17 protein-coding genes are annotated in these 20468 nt (G+C 66.7%); 13 read left to right on the top strand and 4 right to left on the bottom strand.

Features of this window, described 5'->3' with window-relative positions; genetic code table 11:
- Positions 1-5 precede the first annotated feature (5 nt).
- Genes xrtA through ASF45_RS25000 form a run of 9 tightly spaced genes read left to right on the top strand, consistent with a single transcriptional unit; the run spans position 6 to position 11027 of the window.
- Positions 6-1556 carry an exosortase A gene (gene xrtA / locus ASF45_RS25040; RefSeq protein ID WP_235581028.1) on the top strand — a complete coding sequence of 517 codons (1551 nt, stop codon included), beginning with the start codon at positions 6-8 and terminating at the stop codon, positions 1554-1556.
- Positions 1557-1572: 16 nt separating this feature from the next.
- On the top strand, positions 1573-3513 hold the full coding sequence (locus ASF45_RS25035) for an XrtA/PEP-CTERM system amidotransferase (RefSeq protein WP_056669661.1): 1941 nt from the start codon (positions 1573-1575) through the stop codon (positions 3511-3513).
- Between the two features lie 35 nt (positions 3514-3548).
- On the top strand, positions 3549-4751 hold the full coding sequence (locus tag ASF45_RS25030; RefSeq protein WP_056669658.1) for a glycosyltransferase family 4 protein: 1203 nt from the start codon (positions 3549-3551) through the stop codon (positions 4749-4751).
- On the top strand, positions 4741-5886 hold the full coding sequence (locus ASF45_RS25025) for a TIGR03088 family PEP-CTERM/XrtA system glycosyltransferase (protein WP_056669655.1): 1146 nt from the start codon (positions 4741-4743) through the stop codon (positions 5884-5886). Before ASF45_RS25030 ends, ASF45_RS25025 begins: the two co-directional genes overlap by 11 nt.
- 9 nt (positions 5887-5895) lie before the next feature.
- A complete protein-coding gene (locus tag ASF45_RS25020; RefSeq protein ID WP_056669652.1) occupies positions 5896-7113 on the top strand; it encodes a TIGR04063 family PEP-CTERM/XrtA system glycosyltransferase in 1218 nt (405 codons plus the stop codon).
- Positions 7110-8249, top strand: a complete 1140-nt coding sequence (gene wecB / locus ASF45_RS25015) for a non-hydrolyzing UDP-N-acetylglucosamine 2-epimerase (protein WP_156473178.1) — start codon at positions 7110-7112, stop codon at positions 8247-8249. Before ASF45_RS25020 ends, wecB begins: the two co-directional genes overlap by 4 nt.
- A complete protein-coding gene (gene wecC, locus ASF45_RS25010) occupies positions 8249-9469 on the top strand; it encodes a UDP-N-acetyl-D-mannosamine dehydrogenase (protein ID WP_056669649.1) in 1221 nt (406 codons plus the stop codon). Before wecB ends, wecC begins: the two co-directional genes overlap by 1 nt.
- Positions 9470-9487: 18 nt before the next feature.
- Positions 9488-9667, top strand: a complete 180-nt coding sequence (locus tag ASF45_RS25005; RefSeq protein WP_056669645.1) for a hypothetical protein — start codon at positions 9488-9490, stop codon at positions 9665-9667.
- Positions 9660-11027 carry a putative O-glycosylation ligase, exosortase A system-associated gene (locus ASF45_RS25000; protein ID WP_056669642.1) on the top strand — a complete coding sequence of 456 codons (1368 nt, stop codon included), beginning with the start codon at positions 9660-9662 and terminating at the stop codon, positions 11025-11027. Before ASF45_RS25005 ends, ASF45_RS25000 begins: the two co-directional genes overlap by 8 nt.
- A gap of 19 nt (positions 11028-11046) precedes the next feature.
- On the opposite strand, the gene ASF45_RS34120 is transcribed toward ASF45_RS25000, so the two are convergent.
- Complete coding sequence (locus tag ASF45_RS34120; RefSeq protein WP_063887777.1) at positions 11047-13257, bottom strand: glycosyltransferase; 2211 nt, start codon at positions 13255-13257, stop codon at positions 11047-11049.
- 83 nt (positions 13258-13340) lie between these two features.
- Here ASF45_RS34120 and ASF45_RS35600 point away from each other — a divergent pair, with 83 nt between their 5' ends.
- Together ASF45_RS35600 and ASF45_RS24985 are read left to right on the top strand one after the other, a co-directional pair.
- Entirely contained in the window at positions 13341-14252 is a 912-nt protein-coding gene (locus ASF45_RS35600) for a polysaccharide pyruvyl transferase family protein (RefSeq protein ID WP_156473177.1), read from the top strand.
- Between the two features lie 81 nt (positions 14253-14333).
- Positions 14334-15383 (top strand): GNAT family N-acetyltransferase, encoded by a 1050-nt coding sequence (locus tag ASF45_RS24985; protein ID WP_235581027.1) that lies wholly within the window; start codon positions 14334-14336, stop codon positions 15381-15383.
- 10 nt (positions 15384-15393) lie between these two features.
- On the opposite strand, the gene ASF45_RS24980 is transcribed toward ASF45_RS24985, so the two are convergent.
- Genes ASF45_RS24980 through ASF45_RS24970 form a run of 3 tightly spaced genes read right to left on the bottom strand, consistent with a single transcriptional unit; the run spans position 15394 to position 17362 of the window.
- Positions 15394-16248: a hydrolase 1, exosortase A system-associated gene (locus ASF45_RS24980; protein WP_056669636.1), complete on the bottom strand. Its 855-nt coding sequence runs from the start codon at positions 16246-16248 to the stop codon at positions 15394-15396.
- A complete protein-coding gene (locus ASF45_RS24975) occupies positions 16245-17108 on the bottom strand; it encodes a hydrolase 2, exosortase A system-associated (RefSeq protein ID WP_056669633.1) in 864 nt (287 codons plus the stop codon). Before ASF45_RS24975 ends, ASF45_RS24980 begins: the two co-directional genes overlap by 4 nt.
- Positions 17105-17362, bottom strand: coding sequence for an acyl carrier protein (locus ASF45_RS24970; RefSeq protein WP_056669631.1), 258 nt, complete (start codon positions 17360-17362; stop codon positions 17105-17107). Before ASF45_RS24970 ends, ASF45_RS24975 begins: the two co-directional genes overlap by 4 nt.
- A gap of 60 nt (positions 17363-17422) precedes the next feature.
- On the opposite strand from ASF45_RS24970, the gene ASF45_RS24965 reads away from it, so the two are divergent.
- Complete coding sequence (locus tag ASF45_RS24965; protein ID WP_056669627.1) at positions 17423-19015, top strand: acyl-CoA ligase (AMP-forming), exosortase A system-associated; 1593 nt, start codon at positions 17423-17425, stop codon at positions 19013-19015.
- Positions 19005-20261: a pyridoxal-dependent decarboxylase, exosortase A system-associated gene (locus ASF45_RS24960; protein WP_200932204.1), complete on the top strand. Its 1257-nt coding sequence runs from the start codon at positions 19005-19007 to the stop codon at positions 20259-20261. The genes ASF45_RS24965 and ASF45_RS24960 overlap by 11 nt, the downstream gene beginning before the upstream one ends.
- Positions 20262-20468 lie beyond the last annotated feature (207 nt).

Raw genomic sequence — 20468 nt, 5'->3', positions numbered from 1 at the left:
CCAGCATGGCTCCATCTTCCTCCGCGCCGGGCCTGCCCGCGCATTGGCGGCGGCCCCTGGCGCTGCTGGTCCTGACGCTGGTGGCCTTGTTGTTGCTGTACCGCGAGACGGCCTCTGCCATGGTCGCCATCTGGCTGCGGTCGGACACCTATGCCCATGGCCTGCTCGTGCCCCCGATCGTGCTGTGGCTGGTGTGGCGGCAACGGCGCCGGCTGGCCGGCCTCGTGCCGGAGCCCAGCCCCACGGCCGTCGTGCTGATGCTGGGCGCGGCGCTGCTGTGGCTGCTGGGCGACCTGGTGGCCGTCAACGCGGCGACGCAGCTGGCGCTGACCATGCTCGTCGTGCTGGCCGTGCCGGCGGTGCTGGGCTGGCAGGTGGCCTGGGCCCTGCTGTTCCCCTTGGGCTTCCTGTTCTTCGCCGTGCCCATCGGCGACTTCATGATGCCGCGGCTGATGGAGTGGACGGCCGACTTTACCGTGCTGGCCCTGCGCATGAGCGGCATCCCGGTGTATCGCGAAGGCCAGCAGTTCGTGATCCCGTCGGGCCACTGGTCCGTGGTCGAGGCCTGCAGCGGCATCCGCTACCTGATCGCCTCGGTCACCGTCGGCGCGCTGTTCGCCTACCTGAACTACCAGTCGCCGCGCCGCCGCGTGCTGTTCGTGCTGGTGTCCATTTTGGTGCCCATCGTGGCGAACTGGCTGCGCGCCTACATCATCGTGATGCTGGGCCACTACTCGGGCAACACCATCGCCACGGGTGTCGACCACCTGATCTATGGCTGGCTCTTCTTCGGCATTGTCATCATGCTGATGTTCGCGATCGGCGCGCGCTGGTCCGAGCCGTCGCCCGACATGAAGCAGCCGCTGACCGCGACCGGCGGCGCAGCCGGTCGGTTCCGCCCTGCCGTGCTGCTGGCCTTGGTCCTCGTGGTGTTGGCGCCCCACGGTGTCGTCTGGGGATTGCAGCACGCACAGAACCACGCGCCGCCGCAGCTGGTCCTGCAAGGCAGCCTGCAAGACGGCTGGCAGGCCGCCGAGCGGCCGTCGGCCGACTGGAAGCCGGCCTTCCAGAATCCCTCGGCCGAGCTGTTCCAGGGGGCTGTCAAGAATGGCCAGCCGGTCGGCCTGTACATCGGCTACTACCGTAGCCAGAACACCGAGCGCAAGCTGGTGTCTTCCTCGAACCAACTGGTCACCTACTCCGACAAGGACTGGGCAGAAGTCGGCGCGGGCACGGCCAGCGCGCCCTGGCCCGGTGGGACTGTGCCGGTGCGGCAGGCCGAGCTGCGGGCTTCGCTCGTCGGCAGCGCGGGCGCGGTGCGCCTGCTGGCCTGGCAGGTCTACTGGGTCAACGGCCGCCTGGTCGCCAGCGATGCGCTGGCCAAGGTCCATGGGGCGCTCTCGCGCCTGCTCGGGCACGGCGACGATTCGGCCGTGGTCGTGGTGTACACGCCGATCGCAGACACCGGCGCGCGGGCGCAGGAAACCCTGACGGCATTCGTCCAAGCCAACGGCCAGGCCATCGTGGCCGGCCTGCAGCAGACGCGGCAGCGCTGAGGCAAGGAGCAGCAGCATGTGCGGAATCTCCGGCCTGTTCGACCTGCGCGGCGCACGCGCGTTCTCGCCTGCGCTGATGTCGGCCATCAACGACATCCAGGCCCACCGCGGTCCGGACGAGGCCGATCTGCACCTGGAGCCGGGGTTGGCCATGGGCCACCGCCGGCTGTCGGTGATCGACCTGGCGACCGGCATCCAGCCGCAGTTCAACGAGGACGGCTCGGTCGTCATCGTGTTCAACGGCGAAATCTACAACTACCGCGAGCTGACCGCCGAGCTCAAGGCGCTGGGCCATGTGTTCAAGACGCGCAGCGACACCGAGGTCATCGTGCACGCCTGGGAGGCCTGGGGCGAGGACTGCCTGCACCGGTTGCGCGGCATGTTCGCGTTCGGGCTCTGGGACCGCAACCAGCAGGTGCTGTTCCTCGCGCGCGACCGCATGGGCGTCAAGCCCATGCACTACGCGCTGCTGCCGGACGGCAGCTTCGTGTTCGGCTCCGAGCTCAAGGTCATCACGGCCCATCCTGCGTTCGCGCGCAAGATCGATCCGCTCGCCGTCGAGGAGTACTTCGCGCTGGGCTATGTGGCGGATCCGCGTTGCATCTACGAGGGGGCGTTCAAGCTGCCGCCCGGTCACAAGCTGCTGCTGCGCCGTGGCATGGCGCGCATTCCAGCGCCGCAAGCCTATTGGGACGTGCGCTTCTCGCTGGACAATCCGATCAGCCTGCAGGACGCACAGGCCGAGTTGCTGCAGCGCATCGACGAATCGGTGCGCCTGCGCCTCGTGGCGGACGTGCCCCTGGGCGCCTTCCTGTCCGGCGGCGTGGATTCCAGTGCTGTGGTGGCCTCGATGGCCCAGGTGGATGGCAGCCGGATCAAGACCTGCGCCATCGGTTTCGACGATCCGCGCTTCAACGAATCGCAGTTCGCCCAGATGGTGGCCGACCGCTACCGGACCGACCACAGCCTGGACATCGTCGGCAGCAACGACTTCGACCTGATCGACACACTGGCCTGGCTCTACGACGAGCCCTTCGCCGACAGTTCGGCCGTGCCGACCTACCGCGTCTGCCAGATGGCGCGCAAGCATGTGACGGTGGCGCTGTCCGGCGATGGCGGTGACGAGAGCTTTGGTGGCTACCGGCGCTACCGCCTGCACCTGGCCGAGGAAAAGGCCCGGCGCGCGCTGCCGCTGGGCCTGCGCCGGCCGCTGTTCGGCGCATTGGGGCAGCTCTATCCCAAGGCCGACTGGGCCCCGCGCGTGTTCCGCGCCAAGACCACCTTCCAGGCCCTGGCATTCGACTCGGCCCAGGCCTACTTGCACAGCGTGTCGGTGCTGCGCGCGGACGAGCGCGAGCGGCTGTACTCGGCCAGCTTCAAGCGCCGGTTGGGCGGCTACAGCGCGCTGGACATGTTCCGCACGCACGCCGAACGCGCTGGCACCGATGACCCGCTGGCCCTGGTGCAGTACCTGGACTACAAGACCTGGTTGGTCGGCGACATCAACACCAAGGTCGACCGCGCCGGCATGGCGCATTCGCTGGAGGTGCGCGAGCCGCTCATGGACCACCAACTGATCGAGTGGCTGGCCACGCTGCCCAGCGCGCTCAAGGTCCAGGGCCAGGAAGGCAAGTACCTGCTCAAGAAGGCGTTCGAGCCGCGCCTGCCGTCCGATGTGCTGTACCGGCCCAAGATGGGCTTCTCGGTGCCGCTGGCGAGCTGGCTGCGCGGCCCGCTGGCCGAGCGCACGCGCGAGGCGTTGCTGGGCCCGCGCATGGCGGATGCGGGCTACTTCGATCCCGACCAGCTGCGCAGCATGGTGCGCCAGCACCAGAGTGGCCAGCGCGATTTCTCGGCACCGCTGTGGACGCTGCTGATGTTCGAGGCCTTTCTGCGCCAGCTGGAGCAGCGCCCGGTGGCTGATGCTGCCGCGGCCAGCAGCGAGGTTGCGGCTTGAGCCCCCTCGCACCCGCAGGCAAGGACCACGCGCCGTTGCGCATCCTGCTGTTCTCCAGCCTGTTTCCCAGCACTGCGCGGCCGATCCATGGGATCTTTGTCGAGACGCGCTTGCGCGAACTGCTCAAGACCGGGGCGGTGCAGGCCCGTGTGGTGGCACCGGTGCCCTGGTTTCCCCTGCGCGGCGAGCGTTTCGGGGAGTACGCGAAGTTTGCCGCCACGCCATCGTTCGAGGTGCGCAACGGCATCGAGGTGCACCATCCGCGCTATCTGTTGCTGCCCCGCGTGGGCATGAGCAGCGCGCCGTTCGCCATGGCGCTGGGAGCCTTGAAGACCATCCGCCGCCTGCAGCGCGAAGGCTTCGACTTCGACCTGATTGACGCGCACTACTACTACCCCGATGGCGTCGCGGCCAGCCTGCTGGCGCGCTGGCTGGGCAAGCCTTTTGTAGTCACGGCGCGGGGCACCGACCTGAACCTGATTCCCGACTACGCGGTGCCGCGCCGCCTGATCCAGTCGACCGAGCGGGCGGCCAGCGCCTCCATCGGCGTCTGCCAGGCTTTGATGGACCGTCTGCAGGAGCTCGGCGGTGACGCGAGCAAGCTGCACACCCTGCGCAACGGCGTGGACCTGCAGCGTTTCGTGCCCGAACCGCGCGCCGCCGCGCGTGCGCGGCTGCAGCTGCCGGTCGAGGGCCGCATGCTGCTGTGCGTCGGCCACCTGATCGAACGCAAGGGCCAGTACCTGGCCATCGACGCCCTGCCGTTGCTGCCGGCCGATGTGCGCCTGGTGCTGGCCGGCGAAGGTCCCGACCGCGCCGCGCTGCTGCGGCAGGCCGAGCGCCTGGGCGTGCGCGAGCGCGTGCACTTCGCCGGCGTGGTGCCGCAGACCGAACTCAAGTGGTGGTACAGCGCCGCGGACGCCTTGGCCCTGTGCTCCAGCCGCGAAGGCTGGGCCAACGTGTTGCTGGAGGCCATGGCCTGCGGCACGCCCGTGATCGCAACCGACATCTGGGGCACGCCCGAGGTTGTGAGCCAGCCGGCCGCCGGCGTGCTGATGCCCGAGCGCAGCGGTGCCGGCCTGGTCGCGGCCTGGAACCGGCTGTTCACCCAGCTGCCCGACCGCGCCGACACGCGCCGCCATGCCGAGACCTTCTCCTGGGACGCGACCACCCAGGGCCAGTTGCAGCTGTTCCGCCAGATCCTGGCCACGCGAGAGGCGGTTGCCCATGCCGGCTGAGCGCGCTCCGCTGCACATCGTGCATTTCGTCTACCGCTTCAGCATCGGTGGGCTGGAGAACGTGATCGTCCAGTTGATCAACCGCCTGCCCGCAGAGCGCTACCGCCACACCGTGGTGTCGCTGACCACCATCGACGACTTTCGCCAGCGCGTGGAGCGGCCGGACGTGGAGTTCATCGCGTTGGACAAGCCGGTCGGCCATGCGATCCCGCTGTACCGGCGCATCCACACGCTTCTGCGCCGCCTCCGGCCCCAGGTGCTGCACACCTGCAACCTCGCGGCGCTGGAGATCGTGCCGCTGGGCTGGTTGGCGCGCGTGCCGCTGCGCGTGCATGCCGAGCACGGCTGGGACGCGCACGACCCGCACGGGCAGAGCGTGCGCTACCGGCGTTTGCGCCGCGCGTACCGGCCGTTCGTGTCGCACTACGTCAGCGTGTCGCAGGACCTGGACGATTACCTGGCGCGCGCCATTGGCGTGCCCGCGCGGCGCCGCTCGCTGATCGCCAACGGCGTGGATACGGACCGCTTCGCCCCGGCAGCGGCGCCGGTGGCCGCGGTGGCCGGCTGCCCCTTCACGCCGGGCCAGCATTGGCTGATCGGCACCGTCGGCCGGCTGCAGACCGTGAAGAACCAGCAGGCCCTGGCCCGTGCCTTCGTGGCACTGCTGCAGGCGCGGCCGGACCTGGCCGACCGCGCCCGCCTGGTGTTCGTCGGCGACGGGCCGCTGGCGGCCGAGATCGACGCCATCCTCACCCGGGCCGGCCTGCGCGAACTGGCCTGGCTGGCCGGTGCGCGCAGCGACGTGCCCGAGGTGCTGCGCATGCTCGACTGCTTCGTGCTGCCCTCGCTGACCGAAGGCACCTCGTGCACGCTGCAGGAGGCCATGGCCTGCGGCCTGCCCATCGTCGCCACCGCGGTCGGCGGCAATCCCGAGGTCGTGACCGACGGCGCGACTGGCAGCCTGGTGCCCTCCGAGGACGACGCGGCCATGGCCCGGGCGCTGGCCGCCTATGCCGACGATGCCGACCGGGCACGGCGCCACGGGCAGGCGGCACGCAGCCAGGCGCAGGCACGCTACGGGCTGTCGGCCATGGTGCAGCGTTACGACACCTTGTTCTCGGGCGCTGCCGCCTGAGCTTCTTCCATGCGCATCCTGCACATCTTCGACCACTCACTGCCACTGCACAGCGGCTACACCTTCCGCTCGGCGGCGCTGCTGCGCGAGCAACGCGCGTTGGGCTGGGAAACCTTCCACCTGACTTCGCCCAAGCAGGAGGGAGATGTGCATGCCGTGGAGGAATCCGAAGGCTTCTCCTTCTTCCGCACCCCGCCGCAGCCGTCCGTGCTGGACCGCTTCCCGGTGGCGCGCGAATGGGCGCTGATGCGCCAGCTCGAGACGCGCATCGACCAGGTGGTGCAGGAGGTCAAGCCCGACCTGATCCACGCTCATTCGCCGGTGCTCAACGTGCTGCCGGCGCTCAAAGTGGGGCGCCGGCGCGGAATTCCCGTCACCTACGAGATCCGCGCCTTCTGGGAGGATGCGTCCGTCGACCATGGCACCACGCGCGAGGGCAGCCTGCGTTACCGGCTCACGCGTGCGCTGGAGACCCACGCCGTGCGCCAGGCCGACCATGTCTTCACGATCTGCGAGGGCCTGCGCGCCGACATCGTGGCGCGCGGCATTCCCAGCGCCAAGGTCGGCGTGGTGCCCAACGCCGTGGATGTGGAATCGTTCCAGCTCTCCAGCCCGCCGGACGCGGCCCTGCAGCAGCGCCTGGGCCTGGTGCCCGGCGCGCCGGTGGTCGGCTTCATCGGCTCGTTCTATGCCTACGAGGGGCTGGACCTGCTGGTCGCTGCCATGCCGCGCTTGCTCGACAAGGAGCCCGCGCTGCGCATGTTGCTCGTCGGAGGTGGGCCGCAGGACGATAATCTGCGGGCCCAGGCCGCGCAGCTGGGGCTGGCGGACCGCATCCTCTTCACGGGCCGGGTCCCGCACAAGGACGTGAGCCGCTACTACGACCTGATCGACGTGCTGGCCTATCCGCGACATTCGATGCGCCTGACCGAACTGGTGACGCCGCTCAAGCCGCTGGAAGCCATGGCGCAGGGGCGCTTGTTTGTGGCGTCCGACGTTGGCGGACACAAGGAGCTGGTGGAGCATGACCGCACCGGCGTGCTGTTCAAGGCGGACGATGCCGGTGCATTGGCCGAGGCCGTGCTGGACCTCTTGCAACAGCGCGAGCGCTGGCCCGCATTCAAGGCCGCCGGGCGCCGCCATGTCGAGCAGGTGCGCAACTGGCGCAACAGCGTTGCCAACTACAGGGAGCCGTTCGAGCGGCTGACGCGGAAAGGGAGTCGATGAAGGTCTTGATCGTGTTCGGAACCCGCCCGGAGGCCATCAAGATGGCACCCGTGGTCAAGGGCTTCCAGGCGGCAGCCGACCGGCTGCAGACCGTGGTCTGCGTGACCGCCCAGCACCGCGAGATGCTCGACCAGGTGCTGCGCCTGTTCGAGATCGTGCCGCAGCACGACCTGAACGTCATGAAGCCCAACCAGGATCTGTACGACGTGACGGGCAACATCCTGGCGGGCCTCAAGAGCGTGCTGGCGGCCGAGAAGCCCGACCTCGTGCTCGTGCACGGGGACACCACCACCACGCTGGCGACCAGCCTGGCCGCCTACTACGCGCGTGCTGCGGTCGGCCATGTGGAAGCGGGCCTGCGCACCGGCAACAAGTACGCGCCCTTCCCGGAGGAGATCAACCGCAAGGTGACGGGGGCGGTGGCCGACCTGCACTTCGCCCCGACCGCCATGTCGCGTGACAACCTGCTGCGCGAGGGCGTGGCGCCCGCGAGCATCGTCGTGACAGGCAACACGGTGGTGGACGCATTGCTGACCGTGGTGGACAAGCTGCGCACCGACGCGGCCCTCAAGCAGCAGATGCAGGAGCGCTTCAGCTTCCTCGACCCCTCGCGCCGGCTGATCCTGGTGACCGGCCACCGCCGCGAGAACTTTGGCGAAGGCTTCGAGAACATCTGCCACGCGCTGGCCGATATCGCTGCCGGCCAGCCGGACGTGGAGGTTCTCTACCCGGTGCACATGAACCCCAACGTGCGCAAGCCGGTGCAGGAGATCCTGGCCACGCGCGGCCTGTCCAACGTGCACCTGATCGAGCCGGTCGACTACCTGCCCTTCGTGCACCTGATGGACCGCGCTTATTTGATCATCACCGACTCAGGTGGCGTGCAGGAGGAAGCGCCTTCGCTGGGCAAGCCGGTCCTCGTCATGCGCGACATCACCGAGCGGCCGGAGGCCGTGCAGGCGGGCACCGTTCGGCTGGTGGGCACCTCGCGCGAGGCCATCGTGCGCGAGACCCTGCACCTCTTGAACGATGCCGAGGCCTACACGCGCATGTCCCGGGCCCACAATCCCTACGGCGACGGCCAGGCCGTCGGCCGCATTCTTGAAGCTGTTTTGTCCTGGAAAGAGAGCCGCTGATGGCCCACGTACTGCAGAAAATCATCGTCATGGGCCTGGGCTACATCGGCCTGCCCACCGCCTCCATGCTGGCCACCAAGGGCCACAGCGTGCTGGGCGTAGACGTCAACAAGTCCGCCGTGGACACCATCAACTCCGGCCGCATCCACATCATCGAGCCCGACCTGGACGTGCTGGTGCGCTCGGCCGTCAACAGCGGCAATCTCAAGGCCTCGCTGACACCGGAAGAGGGCGACACCTTCATCATCGCCGTGCCCACGCCGTTCAAGGAAGAGAACGGCAACCCCAAGGCGCCGGACCTGTCGTACGTGGAAGCCGCCACCAAGGCCATCACGCCTTTCCTGCGCGAAGGCAACCTCGTGATCCTCGAGTCCACCTCGCCGGTAGGAACGACCGAGTTCATCGAGAAAACCATCGTCGAGGCGCGTCCCGAACTCCAAGGCAAGGTGCATGCCGCGCACTGCCCCGAGCGCGTGCTGCCCGGCCACATCCTGCGCGAACTGGTCGACAACGACCGCATCATCGGCGGCACCAGCAAGGCGGCCGTGGCCAAGGCGCGTGAGCTCTACAAGACCTTCTGCAACGGCGCGATCCTGGAGACCGACAGCCGCACGGCCGAGCTGTCCAAGCTCGTCGAGAATTCGTTCCGTGACGTGAACATCGCTTTCGCCAACGAGCTCTCGCTGGTCTGCGACCACCTGGGCGTGAACGTCTGGGAAACCATCGCGCTGGCCAACCGCCACCCACGTGTGAACATCCTGCAGCCGGGCCCCGGTGTGGGTGGCCACTGCATCGCGGTCGACCCGTGGTTCATCGTGTCCAGCGCGCCGGTGCAGTCGCGCCTGATCAAGACCGCACGCGAGGTCAACGACGCCAAGCCGCACTGGGTCATCGAGCGCGTCAAGGCCAAGGCCGAGCGCTTCAAGTCGCCCGTGATCGGTTGCCTGGGCCTGACCTTCAAGGCCAATATCGACGATCTGCGCGAATCGCCCTCACTGGACATCGTGCGCGACCTGATCGCCGAGAACGTGGGCCAGGTGCTGGCCTGCGACCCCAATGTCGCGGCTGACAAGACCGACATTCCGCTGCACGACCTCAAGCACGTGATGAAGAACGCCGACATCCTGTTGCTGCTGGTCGACCACGAGGAGTTCAAGGCGATCGACAGGGAGGCGATCAAGGACAAGATCGTGATCGATACGCGCGGGATCTGGCGCTGAGGGGCGCAGAGCACCCACATGGAAGCCGCGCTGTTCACGCTGGATGTCATCTTCCTGGTGCTCCTGATCCTGGCCGTCCGCCGCGCGGACCGAAAGCCCGCGCAGGCGCGTGATCTGGGCGTGCTGTCCTACCTGAACGCCAAGACGGACGACGTCCAGCGCGGTCTGCGAGCACAGAAGGGCGCCCCCGATGCGTGACCTCATGATGCTGGGGATGATGATGATCATCGTCCCCATCGCGTTGTCCAATGCCTTCGCGGCTTACCTTGTCTGGGGCTGGACTTCGGTGATCGCCGTTCCCTACTACATGTGGGGATTCATGGGGTCGCTGCGCTACAACCTATTTTTTGCGCTGGTCACCTTGCTGCTGCTTGTGGTCGGCAAAAGCGTCGACAAGAGTCCGTTCCGGCTCAACAGGACTTCCGTCCTGATCTTGCTGTTCGTGGCCCACGTCACGGTCAGCGCCGTGCTGGCGGATGCCAGCGCGCGCAACAATTTCTCGATCTACACGGACCTGCTGAAGTCGATCACGTACTGCCTCGTGATGTTCTTATTCGTGAACTCGCGCCTGCGCCTGCACGCGATGCTCATTGCGATCGCACTGGGTCTGGGCTTCCATGGCTTGGCCGAAGGCCTGAAAACGCTGGTCACGGCGGGCGGCCACAAGATCATCGGCTTGCCAGGCACCAAGATGAGCGACAACAACCATTTCGGTGTCGCCCTCGTGATGGCCTTGCCCATCCTGCTTTATCTGTACCAGTACTCGAAAGTCCGGCTGGTACGGTGGGGGTTTCTCGGGGTCTTGCTGGCCACCGTGCTCGCGGTCATCGGTTCCAGGTCGCGCGGCGCCTTTCTTGCCATGGCGTTGCTGGCATTCATGCTGATGCTGACCTCGCGGCGCAAAGGGATGGCTTCCTTGTTCGTGATGCTGGGCGTGGCTCTGGTGCTCGTACTCAGTCCCGAGTCGTGGTTCCAACGGATCGAAACCATTGGCAGCGCAGACCAGGATGCGTCATTCATGGGGCGTGTGGAGGCCTGGAACGTCGCCACGGCGCTTGCATTGCAGAACCCGGTTTTCGGCACGGGCTTCCATGCAATGCAGTCCGGGGAACTTTGGTTTGGGGTGCGACCGTCCGATGGGCTGTTGGGGGGCCTACTGGGATCGGCGAGTCTGTCGACCCATGCGCGTGCTGCGCACAGCATCTATTTCGAGGTTCTCGGAGACCATGGGTTTGTGGGGCTGTTGCTGTTCCTGGCCATCATGGGCAATGCCTTTGTCACGGCGTTGCAGATTCGTCGGATGACGGCCTACAGGAGCGACCTTCTGTGGGCCCGGGACATGTCCGACGCCCTGGCCCTGTCCTGCTTTGCCTTTACCGTGGGCGGCGCTGGTGTGAGCCTGGCCTATTTCGAAACGTACTACGTCGTGGTCTGCCTCCTGGAGGCGCTGCGTCAGTACGTGCTCGCGCAATTGCGCCCGGCGTCGGGACGCTCGCTCCCCGGGGTGCGCGTTGCGTCAGAGCCGGCTGGAGCGGACAAGCGCCTGCAGGCGCCGTAGCGCCATCGACGGCGCCCGCCTACCGGGCGTCGAGCAGATGCTGGTGGACCCACGAAGTGATGCGTGCGCAGCGTGCACCCGAAAACTGGCGATCGATCAAGTCGCGTCCATCTTGTTGGGCCACCGCGTCCGGTGTGGTCGCTCGTTCGATGGCCAACTCCAGTTTGGCTGCCAGAGAAGCGGCAGACCCGGGCGTGAAGAGGAAACCGGTCGTTCCGTCCTCAGTCACCTCGCAGGCGGCGCCGAAGGCCGGCCCGACGAACAGGCAGCCGTGCGCGAGCGCTTCCAGCATCACCAGGCCAAGCGGTTCGGGCGAAGTCGACGCCGATACACAGATGTCAATTTGCGGCAACAGGGACTGCAGGTCGTTGCGGCGCCCCAGAAACCGAACCCGATCTCTTAGTCCCAGTTCGTCTGCTTGCGCATGCAGCCCGCGCGCATAGCTGGCGTCTCCCCGCTCCGGCGTGTCTCCGACGACCAGTGCGACGAGTTGGGTTGTGGAGGAGGGCTTGACGGCGGCCAGGGCGTCGAGGAACAGGTCCTGCCCCTTCCAAGCCACCAACATGCCCACCATCGCAATGAGAATGGTGTCCTCGGGAAGGCCGAGTTCGGCGCGCAGGTCCGACGCCGTCTCCGACGTCGGACGTTCCTGAAGATCGATCCCGTCGTAGATGTGCCGTATCCGCTCGGCGGGAACGCCGCTGCGCAGCAATTCGCCTGTCAGCCACCTCGACACCGGAATGAAGGTCGCCGGCCCGTTGCGCATCATCGGCAGCGCCAGGCTGTCGTTCACCGACCCGCGCACATGCTGGATGTAGGGAATGCCCAGCAATCTGGCGGCCATCATGGCCTCGCGATTGGCACTGGGATCGTTGTTGCCGTGGACGATCGCGGGCCGCACCTTCAGCAGGTGCGCCACCAGCCGCACGAAGTACGGTAGCCGGTTGGTGAGGTCGTCGGCCCGTCCTAGCGCGAACAGCACGCCCCTGGCAAGCGGGCCCGAACCCAGGCGAGCCCGGACGCGGCGAGCGATGGCGCGGTAGTCGACAGCACGGTCCGGAATCACCACCGACCGCTCGGCGGTCTGCGTGAAATCGCCAACAGGCATGTTGGTCACGACGTGGTAGCGGTACCCGGTTGCATTGGAGTTGCTCAGCAGCGTCTGCAGTGCCACCACGGCGCCGCCGAATCCCGCCCCGTTTTCCACGAACGCGACCAGCGGCCGGGTGTCGCGCCCGCCCGCCACTGTTGCGTCCTGAGCCGGTATGCCGCCCGGCGCCACCAACACGCGGCGTGATTTGGTCATCAGATTGCGCGCCATTTGGACGCCCATCTGCACGTCCGACGGCCCCCATGGTGTGAACCTGGGAATCTCGAAAACGGACGTCTGCCGATTGGCCGCCCCGCCCTCGGTGGTCACTGCGTGGGTATAGCCGGCTGCCTGAACCATGCGCACGTGTTCAGCACGGAAATCCACGCCGGGACGGCCGTTGGGATAGGCAAACGCCTTGACCGGTGCATGCAGAAGGTGCTCCAGCACTTCGCGCGCTCCGCCGATCTCTTGCATGGCGGCGTCGTCGTCGCAGAGGGAGAGAATGGGATGGCGCACCGTGTGCGCTCCTATGCCAAAGCCTTGCGCATGCAGATCGCGCAACTGTTCCACGGTCATGCGGCAAAGCTGGTCTTGCCGTGTTCCGGCGGAGGCTTCCAGCGCGTGCAGAAGCTTGTCGCGCACATCCAGCGGCTGGTACTTGAGCAACTGCTCCACCATGCTCAATGCCCGACGCCTCTCCGAAAGTTGCCCCAACGGCACCTGAGGCAACCCGAAGCCGGGCAGATCGAGTACAGGGCCTGCGTGGTTGGTCAATGCATGGGCAACGCGCTCATGCCACATGCGCTCGTCGTCGAATTGGCCTGTTGTGATGAAAAATGTGGCGTGCAGGTTGCGTTGGCGCAGCAGGGGCGCTGCGCCGCTCAGCCAGCTGTCATAGCCATCGTCGAACGTGATGCAGGCGGCCCTGCGGGGCAGACGTCCTGTCTTCAACGCCCCGGCGGCCTCGTCCAGCGGCACCACGGTGAAGTGCTCGCTGACGTAGTCGATCACCCGTTCAAAAGACGCAAGCGTCAGGTCATTGACCAGCTCAGTGGTCGTGCTCGGTACCGCGTGAAACAGCAGGACCGACAATTTTTCCTGTGCAAGAATCTTGAGTGCCAAGTCGCCGAACTGCATTTTCTTCCCTTTGCCCGGGCGAGGATAGCATGCGCAGCTGCGGCTGCATGTCGATGTTCGTTTTGACCATTTGCGAGGAATAATTGCTGAAGCTGTTTTACTACCGGGATGGGCGAGGTAATTTTGGCGATGACCTCAATCCCTGGATTTGGTATTCCCTGTACCCTGGGATATTCGACGATCAAGCGCCAGACCATTTTCTCGGCATTGGAACGCTGATCAATGACCGAGCACCCCGTGATGGCAAGATCTGGGTTTGTGGCTCGGGGGCCGGATACCACGGCGCTGCGCCGGTCAGTGAGGATTGGAGTTTTGTGTTTGTGCGCGGCCCCAAAACCGCGGCCCGCATGAATCTACCGGTCGACAAGGCGATCACAGATCCGGGAATTCTGGTTGCCGATTTGCTTGACCGGCGGCCGCGGCAGGCGTCATCCATTTGCTACATGCCTCACCACGACAGTATTTGGCGAGCCGACTGGCGCGCGATATGCAAGAAGCTCGGCCTGGTTTATCTCGATCCGGCAGATGACATCCACGAGACCATGTTCAAGATGTGCCGTAGCAAGTTTGTGATTGCAGAGGCCATGCATGCCGCCATCGTTGCCGATGCGCTGCGGATACCCTGGGTTCCGGTCAAGGCATATTCCCACATCCTGGATTTCAAATGGCAGGATTGGGCGGAATCCCTGGCATTGGATTACCAGCCGGAGACATTGCCGGAGGTCTGGGATGTCGAGCAGTTCCGCAGTCGCGAGGAGGTTTTCAAGAGCAACCTGAAAAAGAAGCTCATGCGGGTCGGCATGGACGGGTCGAAGTGGACTCCGCCGCTGCCGGACAACAATGCCGACCAGGCCATGGGGCCGTTGCTCGAGCGCCTGGCGGATTGCCGTGACAGGGCTGGGGTGGTGCTGAGTCCGGACCATGCCCACCACGAAGCCCGGCGGCGCATTCTTGCGACGATGGACGAGTTTGCCGCGGGCCAACATGTCGCCTGACAGTTGCGGCCGGTGCGGACGCCGGTGATGCAGCCGGCCGCCGACGAGGGGCGGGGAGTGCCGCCGACAGGCGGGCCGCGCTTGGAGATCCTGGTCGATTTCGTGCAAATGCGCGGCTTCCTGATGCCTTCCCCCACTGCGCAGGCGCCAGCGGCCGAGGTATTCCAGACCGTCGAGTGGCTGCAGCATCTGGCTCGGCACGGTTTCGAGGCAGCGCCTAGGTGCTGGTTTGTCGGGATGGCGTCCGGCTTGCAAGGCGCGCGCTGCGCGCTGGCGCTGACCTTGACGGAAAACGGTGTGCGCGGCCTGAGCAACTACTACAGCAGCGTGTTCGGTCCGGTCGGCGAGGGCGCAGCGTTGGCGGCCTGGTCATTGCTCGCCGAAGCCCTGCGCGGCCATCCTTCAGGCGCCGTGGTCGATCTTCAGCCGCTCGATGCCGAGGCGCCTTGGGTGGACTCGATGGCCACGGCCTTGCGTGCTGCGGGTTACCGGGTCGATCGCTACTTCTGCTTCGGCAACTGGTATCTGCCAGTCGCGCATGCCTGTTTTTCCGATTACCTGCGCGAGCGGCCGTCCCCCTTGCGCCACAGCATCGAGCGCGGCCGCCGGCGGCTGCAGCGGGCAGGCCATGTGCTGCGCATCCTGGCCGATGCCGGCCCGGAGCTGGAAGAGGAGATCGCCGCTTTCGAAAGCGTGTACCAGCGCAGTTGGAAGGTCCCCGAGCCTTGCGCCGCGTTCATGCCAGGGCTGATCCGCCTGGCGGCCGCACAGGGCTGGCTGCGCCTCGGTGTGCTGCGCGTGCAGGGCGAGCCCGTCGCGGCCCAGGCCTGGCTGGTCCATGCGGGCAAGGCCAACATCTACAAGCTGGCCTATGTCGAGGGATTCGAGCGTTTTTCGCCGGGGTCGGTGTTGACGGCAGCGTTGATGGCGCACGTCATGGACGTGGACCGCGTCCGTGAAGTGGATTATTTAACCGGCGACGATGCGTACAAGAAGGACTGGATGAGCCATCGGCGTGAGCGCATCGGCCTGATTGCGTTCCACCCCAGGCGCCTGCGGGGCTTGCTGGCAGCGGCGCGGCATTTCGGTGGCAAGGCGTTGCGCAGCCTGCGACCGTCTGTACCGCGGTAAGGTCGGCCGGTCAGCCCAGGTCGCGTAGCCAGGCGAGCGTCGATTCCTCGGCTGCCATGCGGGCAGGTGCTGCCGACAAGGTGTGGTCAGCCCCTTCGATAGGACGCCACACGACACCATGGCGTCCGCGCGCCTGGGACCACGCCTCGTCGTTGCGGTACTGCTCTCCGAACTCGCGGGCGGTCCAGTCGGTGTCGCTCAGAAGGACCAGCAGGCCGCCGTCGAAGCCCTGCCATCCGCTGGCCATGCGCTGTTGGAAGCTGCGCTGCGTCGCCTTGGGCTGCCGGCGCTGGCGCCTCAGGTTGCGCAAGAGATCCTGGATGGCCCGCAGGCCGACGCCGCCGCGCAGCAGCTTGCTCCAGAACGCGCGCTGCAGCAGGCGCTGGCGGTAGTAGTGCTTGACATGCGTTTGCGCCAGACTCTGTTCCGAACGGACCCACGGGTTCAGCAAGGCCAGCCCCGCGATGCGGGCGTCGCGTGCCGCATCCACATACAGCAGGCAGGCCGAGGCGCCATCGCACAGGCCCCATAGAACGACACGATCGACGCCAGGCGTGGCCAGCAGGGCATCGATGCCAGCGGCGATGTCGTCGTGCAGATCCTCGAAGCTGCGCGGCATGCCGGTGCTGTCGCCCATGCCGCGGACGTCGAAGCGCAGCGTGGCATGGCCCTGCGTCGCCAGTCGGCGTGCAAGTGCCACGAACTGACGGTGGCTGCCAATGCGCACCTGCGGCCCCCCGACCACGATGAGCACACCCAGGCCGTGGACAGGCGTATCGGCCGGCGTGGCGAGGACGCCTTGCAGCGTCTCGCCGGCACAGCCGAACGACAGAGCCGATTCTCGAAACGGGCCCGTGGGTGTCATGGGGTGGGCACCGCCGACAACGCCGCGGTCGTCGTCCTCAGCAGCAAGGGCGCTTCCTCCATCTCTGCGGACTGCCAGAACGCGGGACCCTGCACCGCCTCGCCGTGCGTCTGCCAGCCGGCCTGCTTCCAGCGTTCCAGCATTCTTGTGCCGAGAGGGCTCAGGGAGGGCTGGGCCGCCATCGTCGTCTCGAGCCAGACCAGCCGGCGGCCGCTCCCGTTGGTGAGGGGAGGGATGAGCCGGCTTGCCTCAAGCCCAGCGGCCAGAGCCGGGTGCAGCGCATAGCCTGCGATCTGCAGTGTCTCGCCCTGCGCGAGCTGTTGACGCAAGGCCTCCATTGCACCATTGCGTCGGCCCGCTGCGGCCGAGGCCGCCAGCATGTCCGCTGCCAGCCGCAAGCGCAGGAATTGCTGCAACTGCGCTGCGCCGTCGGCGAAGGCCGGCTGCCACAACAGCAGATGGCAGGGGCGGTCCAAGGCACGGGCGACATCCGCCGCGAGCAAGCTGCCGGCGCGCACTCCCCAAAGCCACAAGGGCAGCGCAGCGTGCCGCGGGTCAGCGTCAGCGAGCCAGCGGCAGGCCTGAAGCACGTCCCCGATCCAGATGTCCCAGCGGGCGTCGACGAAGTCGCCCTCGCTGTCGCCGCAGCCCAGCAGGTCGATCTGCAGCACGGCAAACCCGGCAGTTGCAAGAGTGCGTGCCTGCAGCGCCGCCATGCGACGCGTCTTGTTCAGCTCCTCGGCAAAGGGGTGTACATGCAGCACGAGGCCGCGCGGCACGCCGTGCGCAGTGTGAAACAGGCAATAGCGCTGGCCGTGGAGGGCCGACAGAAAGAAGGCCTCGGGACCGCGCAATGTCATGCGTCGCGCTGCAGCACGTCGTCGACAAATGCTGCCAGCGATCCGACCGTCGCAAACACGCCGCCGTCGAGTTCGTCGTCGGGCAGCATCACGCCGAAATGCTGCTCCAGCGCGGCGATCAGCGACACGACGGCCATCGAGTCGAGTTCGGGCAGCGCGCCGAGCAAGGGCGTATCGGCATCGAAGTTTGCGCTGCGGCCGGCAAGGGCCAGGGCTTCGTCCAGCACCTGCAGTACGTCGGGCAATACAGACATCGTGACAGCGGGAAGGAGAGGGAGGGCCATTCTAGGTGGGGGGCATGCGATACTTTTTCGATGCACACCCCCGCGCTGCTCCCGGACCTGTTGGCGCAGTCCGCCGAGCGCTGGCCTCACGCCGATGCGCTGCGCAGCGATGGCCGCACCATCGCGTACGGGACCTTGCAAGCAGCCGTGACGGCCCATCGGGACGGGCTGCTGGGGCTGGACGTCGGCCGCGCCGACCGCGTTGCCATCTGGCTTGACAAGTCGCCCGAAACGGTCATCGCGTGTTTTGGCGCGGCGGCAGCTGGCGGGGTCTTCGTGCCGGTCAACCCTGTACTGAAGCCCGGGCAGGTCGTGCATGTGCTGGCCGACAGCGGCGCGAAGGTGCTCGTGACGTCCTCCCAGCGCATGGCCCTGCTCGCGCCGTTGCTGCGTGGCTGTCCTGCCTTGAAGCATGTCGTGCTGACGGACCCCGCGAATGCCATGCCGGATGGGCGCCCGGAGGGCGTGGCGCTGCATGGCTGGCATGCCCTGGCAAGTGGAAAGGCGCGGCCGGCGCATCGCGTGATCGACACCGACATGGCCGCCATCCTGTACACGTCCGGCAGCACAGGCCTGCCCAAGGGCGTGGTGCTGTCGCATCGCAATCTGGTGGCCGGGGCGACAAGCGTTTCTTCCTATCTCGAGAACCATCCCGGTGACACCTTGCTGGCGGCGTTGCCGCTGTCCTTCGATGCCGGCTTCAGCCAACTGACGACCGGCTTCCATAGCGGTGCCTGCGTGGTGCTGCTCAACTACCTGCTGCCGCGCGACGTGCTGCGCAGCATGGAGCGCGAGCGCGTGACAGGCATCACCGCGGTTCCTCCGCTGTACATCCAACTGGCATCGCTCGATTGGCCACCGGCCATCGGTGAGCACTTGCGCTACTTCGCCAACACCGGTGGCCACATGCCGCGCGAGACCCTCGCCGCGCTGCGCAGGCGGGTGCCGCAGGCCCGCCCCTTTCTCATGTATGGGCTGACGGAGGCCTTCCGGTCGACCTATCTGCCGCCGCACGAGGTGGAACGGCGGCCCGATTCGATCGGCAAGGCCATCCCGAACGCGGAGATCCTGGTACTGCGAGAGGATGGCACGCCCTGCGCGCCCGATGAACCCGGTGAACTGGTGCACCGCGGCGCGCTCGTCAGCATGGGGTACTGGAACGATCCGGAGCGAACGGCCGAGCGCTTCCGGGTGCTGCCCGCCATGGCATCCGGCCTGCCGCTGCCCGAAACCGCCGTGTTCTCCGGCGACACCGTGCGCATGGACAGCGATGGCTTCCTCTACTTCATCGGTCGACGCGACGAAATGATCAAGTCGTCGGGTTACCGCATCAGCCCGACCGAAGTCGAGGAATTGCTCTACGAGACCGGGCTCGTGGGGGAATGCGCTGCTTTGGGTGTCGCGCACCCTGCGCTGGGACAGGCGGTCCATGTCGTTGTCACGCCCACGTCCGGTGGCGGGCTCGACGTGGAGCAGTTGATGGCCGCCTGCCGCGCGCGCATGCCGGCCTACATGGTGCCCGCGCATGTCTACGTCAAGGAGGGGCCATTGCCGCGCAATCCCAATGGCAAGATCGACCGCAAGCTGCTGGCGGCCTACTCGGAACAGTTCCATGACCACTGAACGCCGTGCTCCGGTGCGGCCACCGCTCCAGCATGCAGAGATGTCGCAGTTTCCGGTGCGCGAGGGCGAGCTCGTCGTGGGGGGCATGCCGCTCACGCGGTTGGCGGCCAGGGTGGGACAGACACCGTTCTATGCGTATGACCGGGGGCTGCTTCGCGCTCGCGTCGCCGAACTGCGGTCGGCCTTGCCTGCGGCGGTGAAGCTGCATTACGCGATGAAGGCCAATCCCATGCCGGCATTGGTGTGCTTCATGGCAGGCCTTGTCGATGGAATCGACGTCGCCTCTGCAGGTGAGTTGCAGGTGGCACTCGATGGGGGCACCGATCCCCAGGAGATCAGTTTTGCGGGGCCTGGCAAGCGCGACGCAGAACTGCGCCAGGCCGTGGCGGCCGGCATCCTCGTGAACCTGGAGTCGGCACGCGAGATCCGGCCGTTGGCTGCGGCCTCGCAGGAACTCGGTTTGCCGGCGCGGGTGGCGGTGCGCGTGAATCCCGATTTCGAGCTCAAGGGTTCCGGCATGAAGATGGGCGGCGGCCCCAAGCCATTCGGCGTCGATGCCGAGGCCGTGCCCGCGCTGCTGCGCGACATCGCCGCGGCGGGGCTGCAGTTCGAGGGCTTTCATCTGTTCGCTGGTTCGCAGAATCTCAGGGCGGAGGCGATCTGTGAGGCGCAGCGGCAGTCTTATGCGTTGGCCGTACGCTTGGCCGCTGGGGCGCCTGCACCGGTCCAGACGGTGAACCTGGGGGGCGGATTCGGAATACCGTACTTTCCTGGCGAGAGCCGACTGGATCTGGCACCGATTGGCGACAACTTGTCTGTGCTGGTCGAGCGAGCGGCGCGGGAGCTGCCTGCGGCAACACTGGTGCTTGAGTTAGGGCGTTTTCTGGTCGGTGAAGCGGGTATCTATGTTTGTCGTGTGATCGACAGCAAGATCTCGCGAGGCGAAAGATTCGTCGTCACGGAGGGGGGGCTGCACCACCATCTCGCGGCGACCGGCAACTTTGGCCAGGTTGTGCGAAGAAACTATCCAATCGGGCTCGGGTGCCAGATGACTGCGCCGCCAAATGGGTTGGCCACTGTAACGGGCCCTTTGTGTACACCGCTTGACAGGCTGGCGGACCAAGTGCCACTGGCCGAGGTGTCGATTGGCGAGCTGATCGTTGTTTTCCAGTCCGGAGCGTATGGCGCCAGCGCGAGCCCCGAGCGGTTTTTGCTACACCCTACTTGCGTAGAGGTGCTGGTCTAGCACAGTGCGGGGGCCATGGTCCGCCTCTGACCGACCATGCGCGTGCGTATGATGCGGCTTGCGATTTTTACCTGTACCTGCATGAGTTGCCAGTCCCGGTCTTGCTGCATGTGTGCAGAACAGCGTGCCAGCCCCCTCATCCGTTCCAACACAGCCCTGTTGTTCGTGACGAGGCCATGTGCGGAGGGCGTATGTCCATGGCGCGCT

The sequence above is a fragment of the Pseudorhodoferax sp. Leaf265 genome (genome assembly GCF_001422365.1).
Lineage (GTDB): Bacteria > Pseudomonadota > Gammaproteobacteria > Burkholderiales > Burkholderiaceae_C > Pseudorhodoferax.
This window is presented reverse-complemented; position numbering and strand designations above follow the sequence as displayed.

Excerpts from the sequence above, each read along its gene's own strand:
- ASF45_RS25020 (WP_056669652.1), top strand. The coding sequence starts at position 5,896 with ATGCGCATCCTGCACATCTTCGACCACTCACTGCCACTGCACAGCGGC.
- ASF45_RS24975 (WP_056669633.1), bottom strand. The coding sequence starts at position 17,108 with ATGACATTGCGCGGTCCCGAGGCCTTCTTTCTGTCGGCCCTCCACGGC.
- xrtA (WP_235581028.1), top strand. The coding sequence starts at position 6 with ATGGCTCCATCTTCCTCCGCGCCGGGCCTGCCCGCGCATTGGCGGCGG.
- ASF45_RS24960 (WP_200932204.1), top strand. The coding sequence starts at position 19,005 with ATGACCACTGAACGCCGTGCTCCGGTGCGGCCACCGCTCCAGCATGCA.
- ASF45_RS34120 (WP_063887777.1), bottom strand. The coding sequence starts at position 13,257 with ATGCAGTTCGGCGACTTGGCACTCAAGATTCTTGCACAGGAAAAATTG.
- ASF45_RS24965 (WP_056669627.1), top strand. The coding sequence starts at position 17,423 with ATGCACACCCCCGCGCTGCTCCCGGACCTGTTGGCGCAGTCCGCCGAG.
- ASF45_RS25005 (WP_056669645.1), top strand. The coding sequence starts at position 9,488 with ATGGAAGCCGCGCTGTTCACGCTGGATGTCATCTTCCTGGTGCTCCTG.
- ASF45_RS25025 (WP_056669655.1), top strand. The coding sequence starts at position 4,741 with ATGCCGGCTGAGCGCGCTCCGCTGCACATCGTGCATTTCGTCTACCGC.
- wecB (WP_156473178.1), top strand. The coding sequence starts at position 7,110 with ATGAAGGTCTTGATCGTGTTCGGAACCCGCCCGGAGGCCATCAAGATG.
- ASF45_RS24970 (WP_056669631.1), bottom strand. The coding sequence starts at position 17,362 with ATGTCTGTATTGCCCGACGTACTGCAGGTGCTGGACGAAGCCCTGGCC.
- ASF45_RS24980 (WP_056669636.1), bottom strand. The coding sequence starts at position 16,248 with ATGACACCCACGGGCCCGTTTCGAGAATCGGCTCTGTCGTTCGGCTGT.
- ASF45_RS25035 (WP_056669661.1), top strand. The coding sequence starts at position 1,573 with ATGTGCGGAATCTCCGGCCTGTTCGACCTGCGCGGCGCACGCGCGTTC.
- wecC (WP_056669649.1), top strand. The coding sequence starts at position 8,249 with ATGGCCCACGTACTGCAGAAAATCATCGTCATGGGCCTGGGCTACATC.
- ASF45_RS25000 (WP_056669642.1), top strand. The coding sequence starts at position 9,660 with ATGCGTGACCTCATGATGCTGGGGATGATGATGATCATCGTCCCCATC.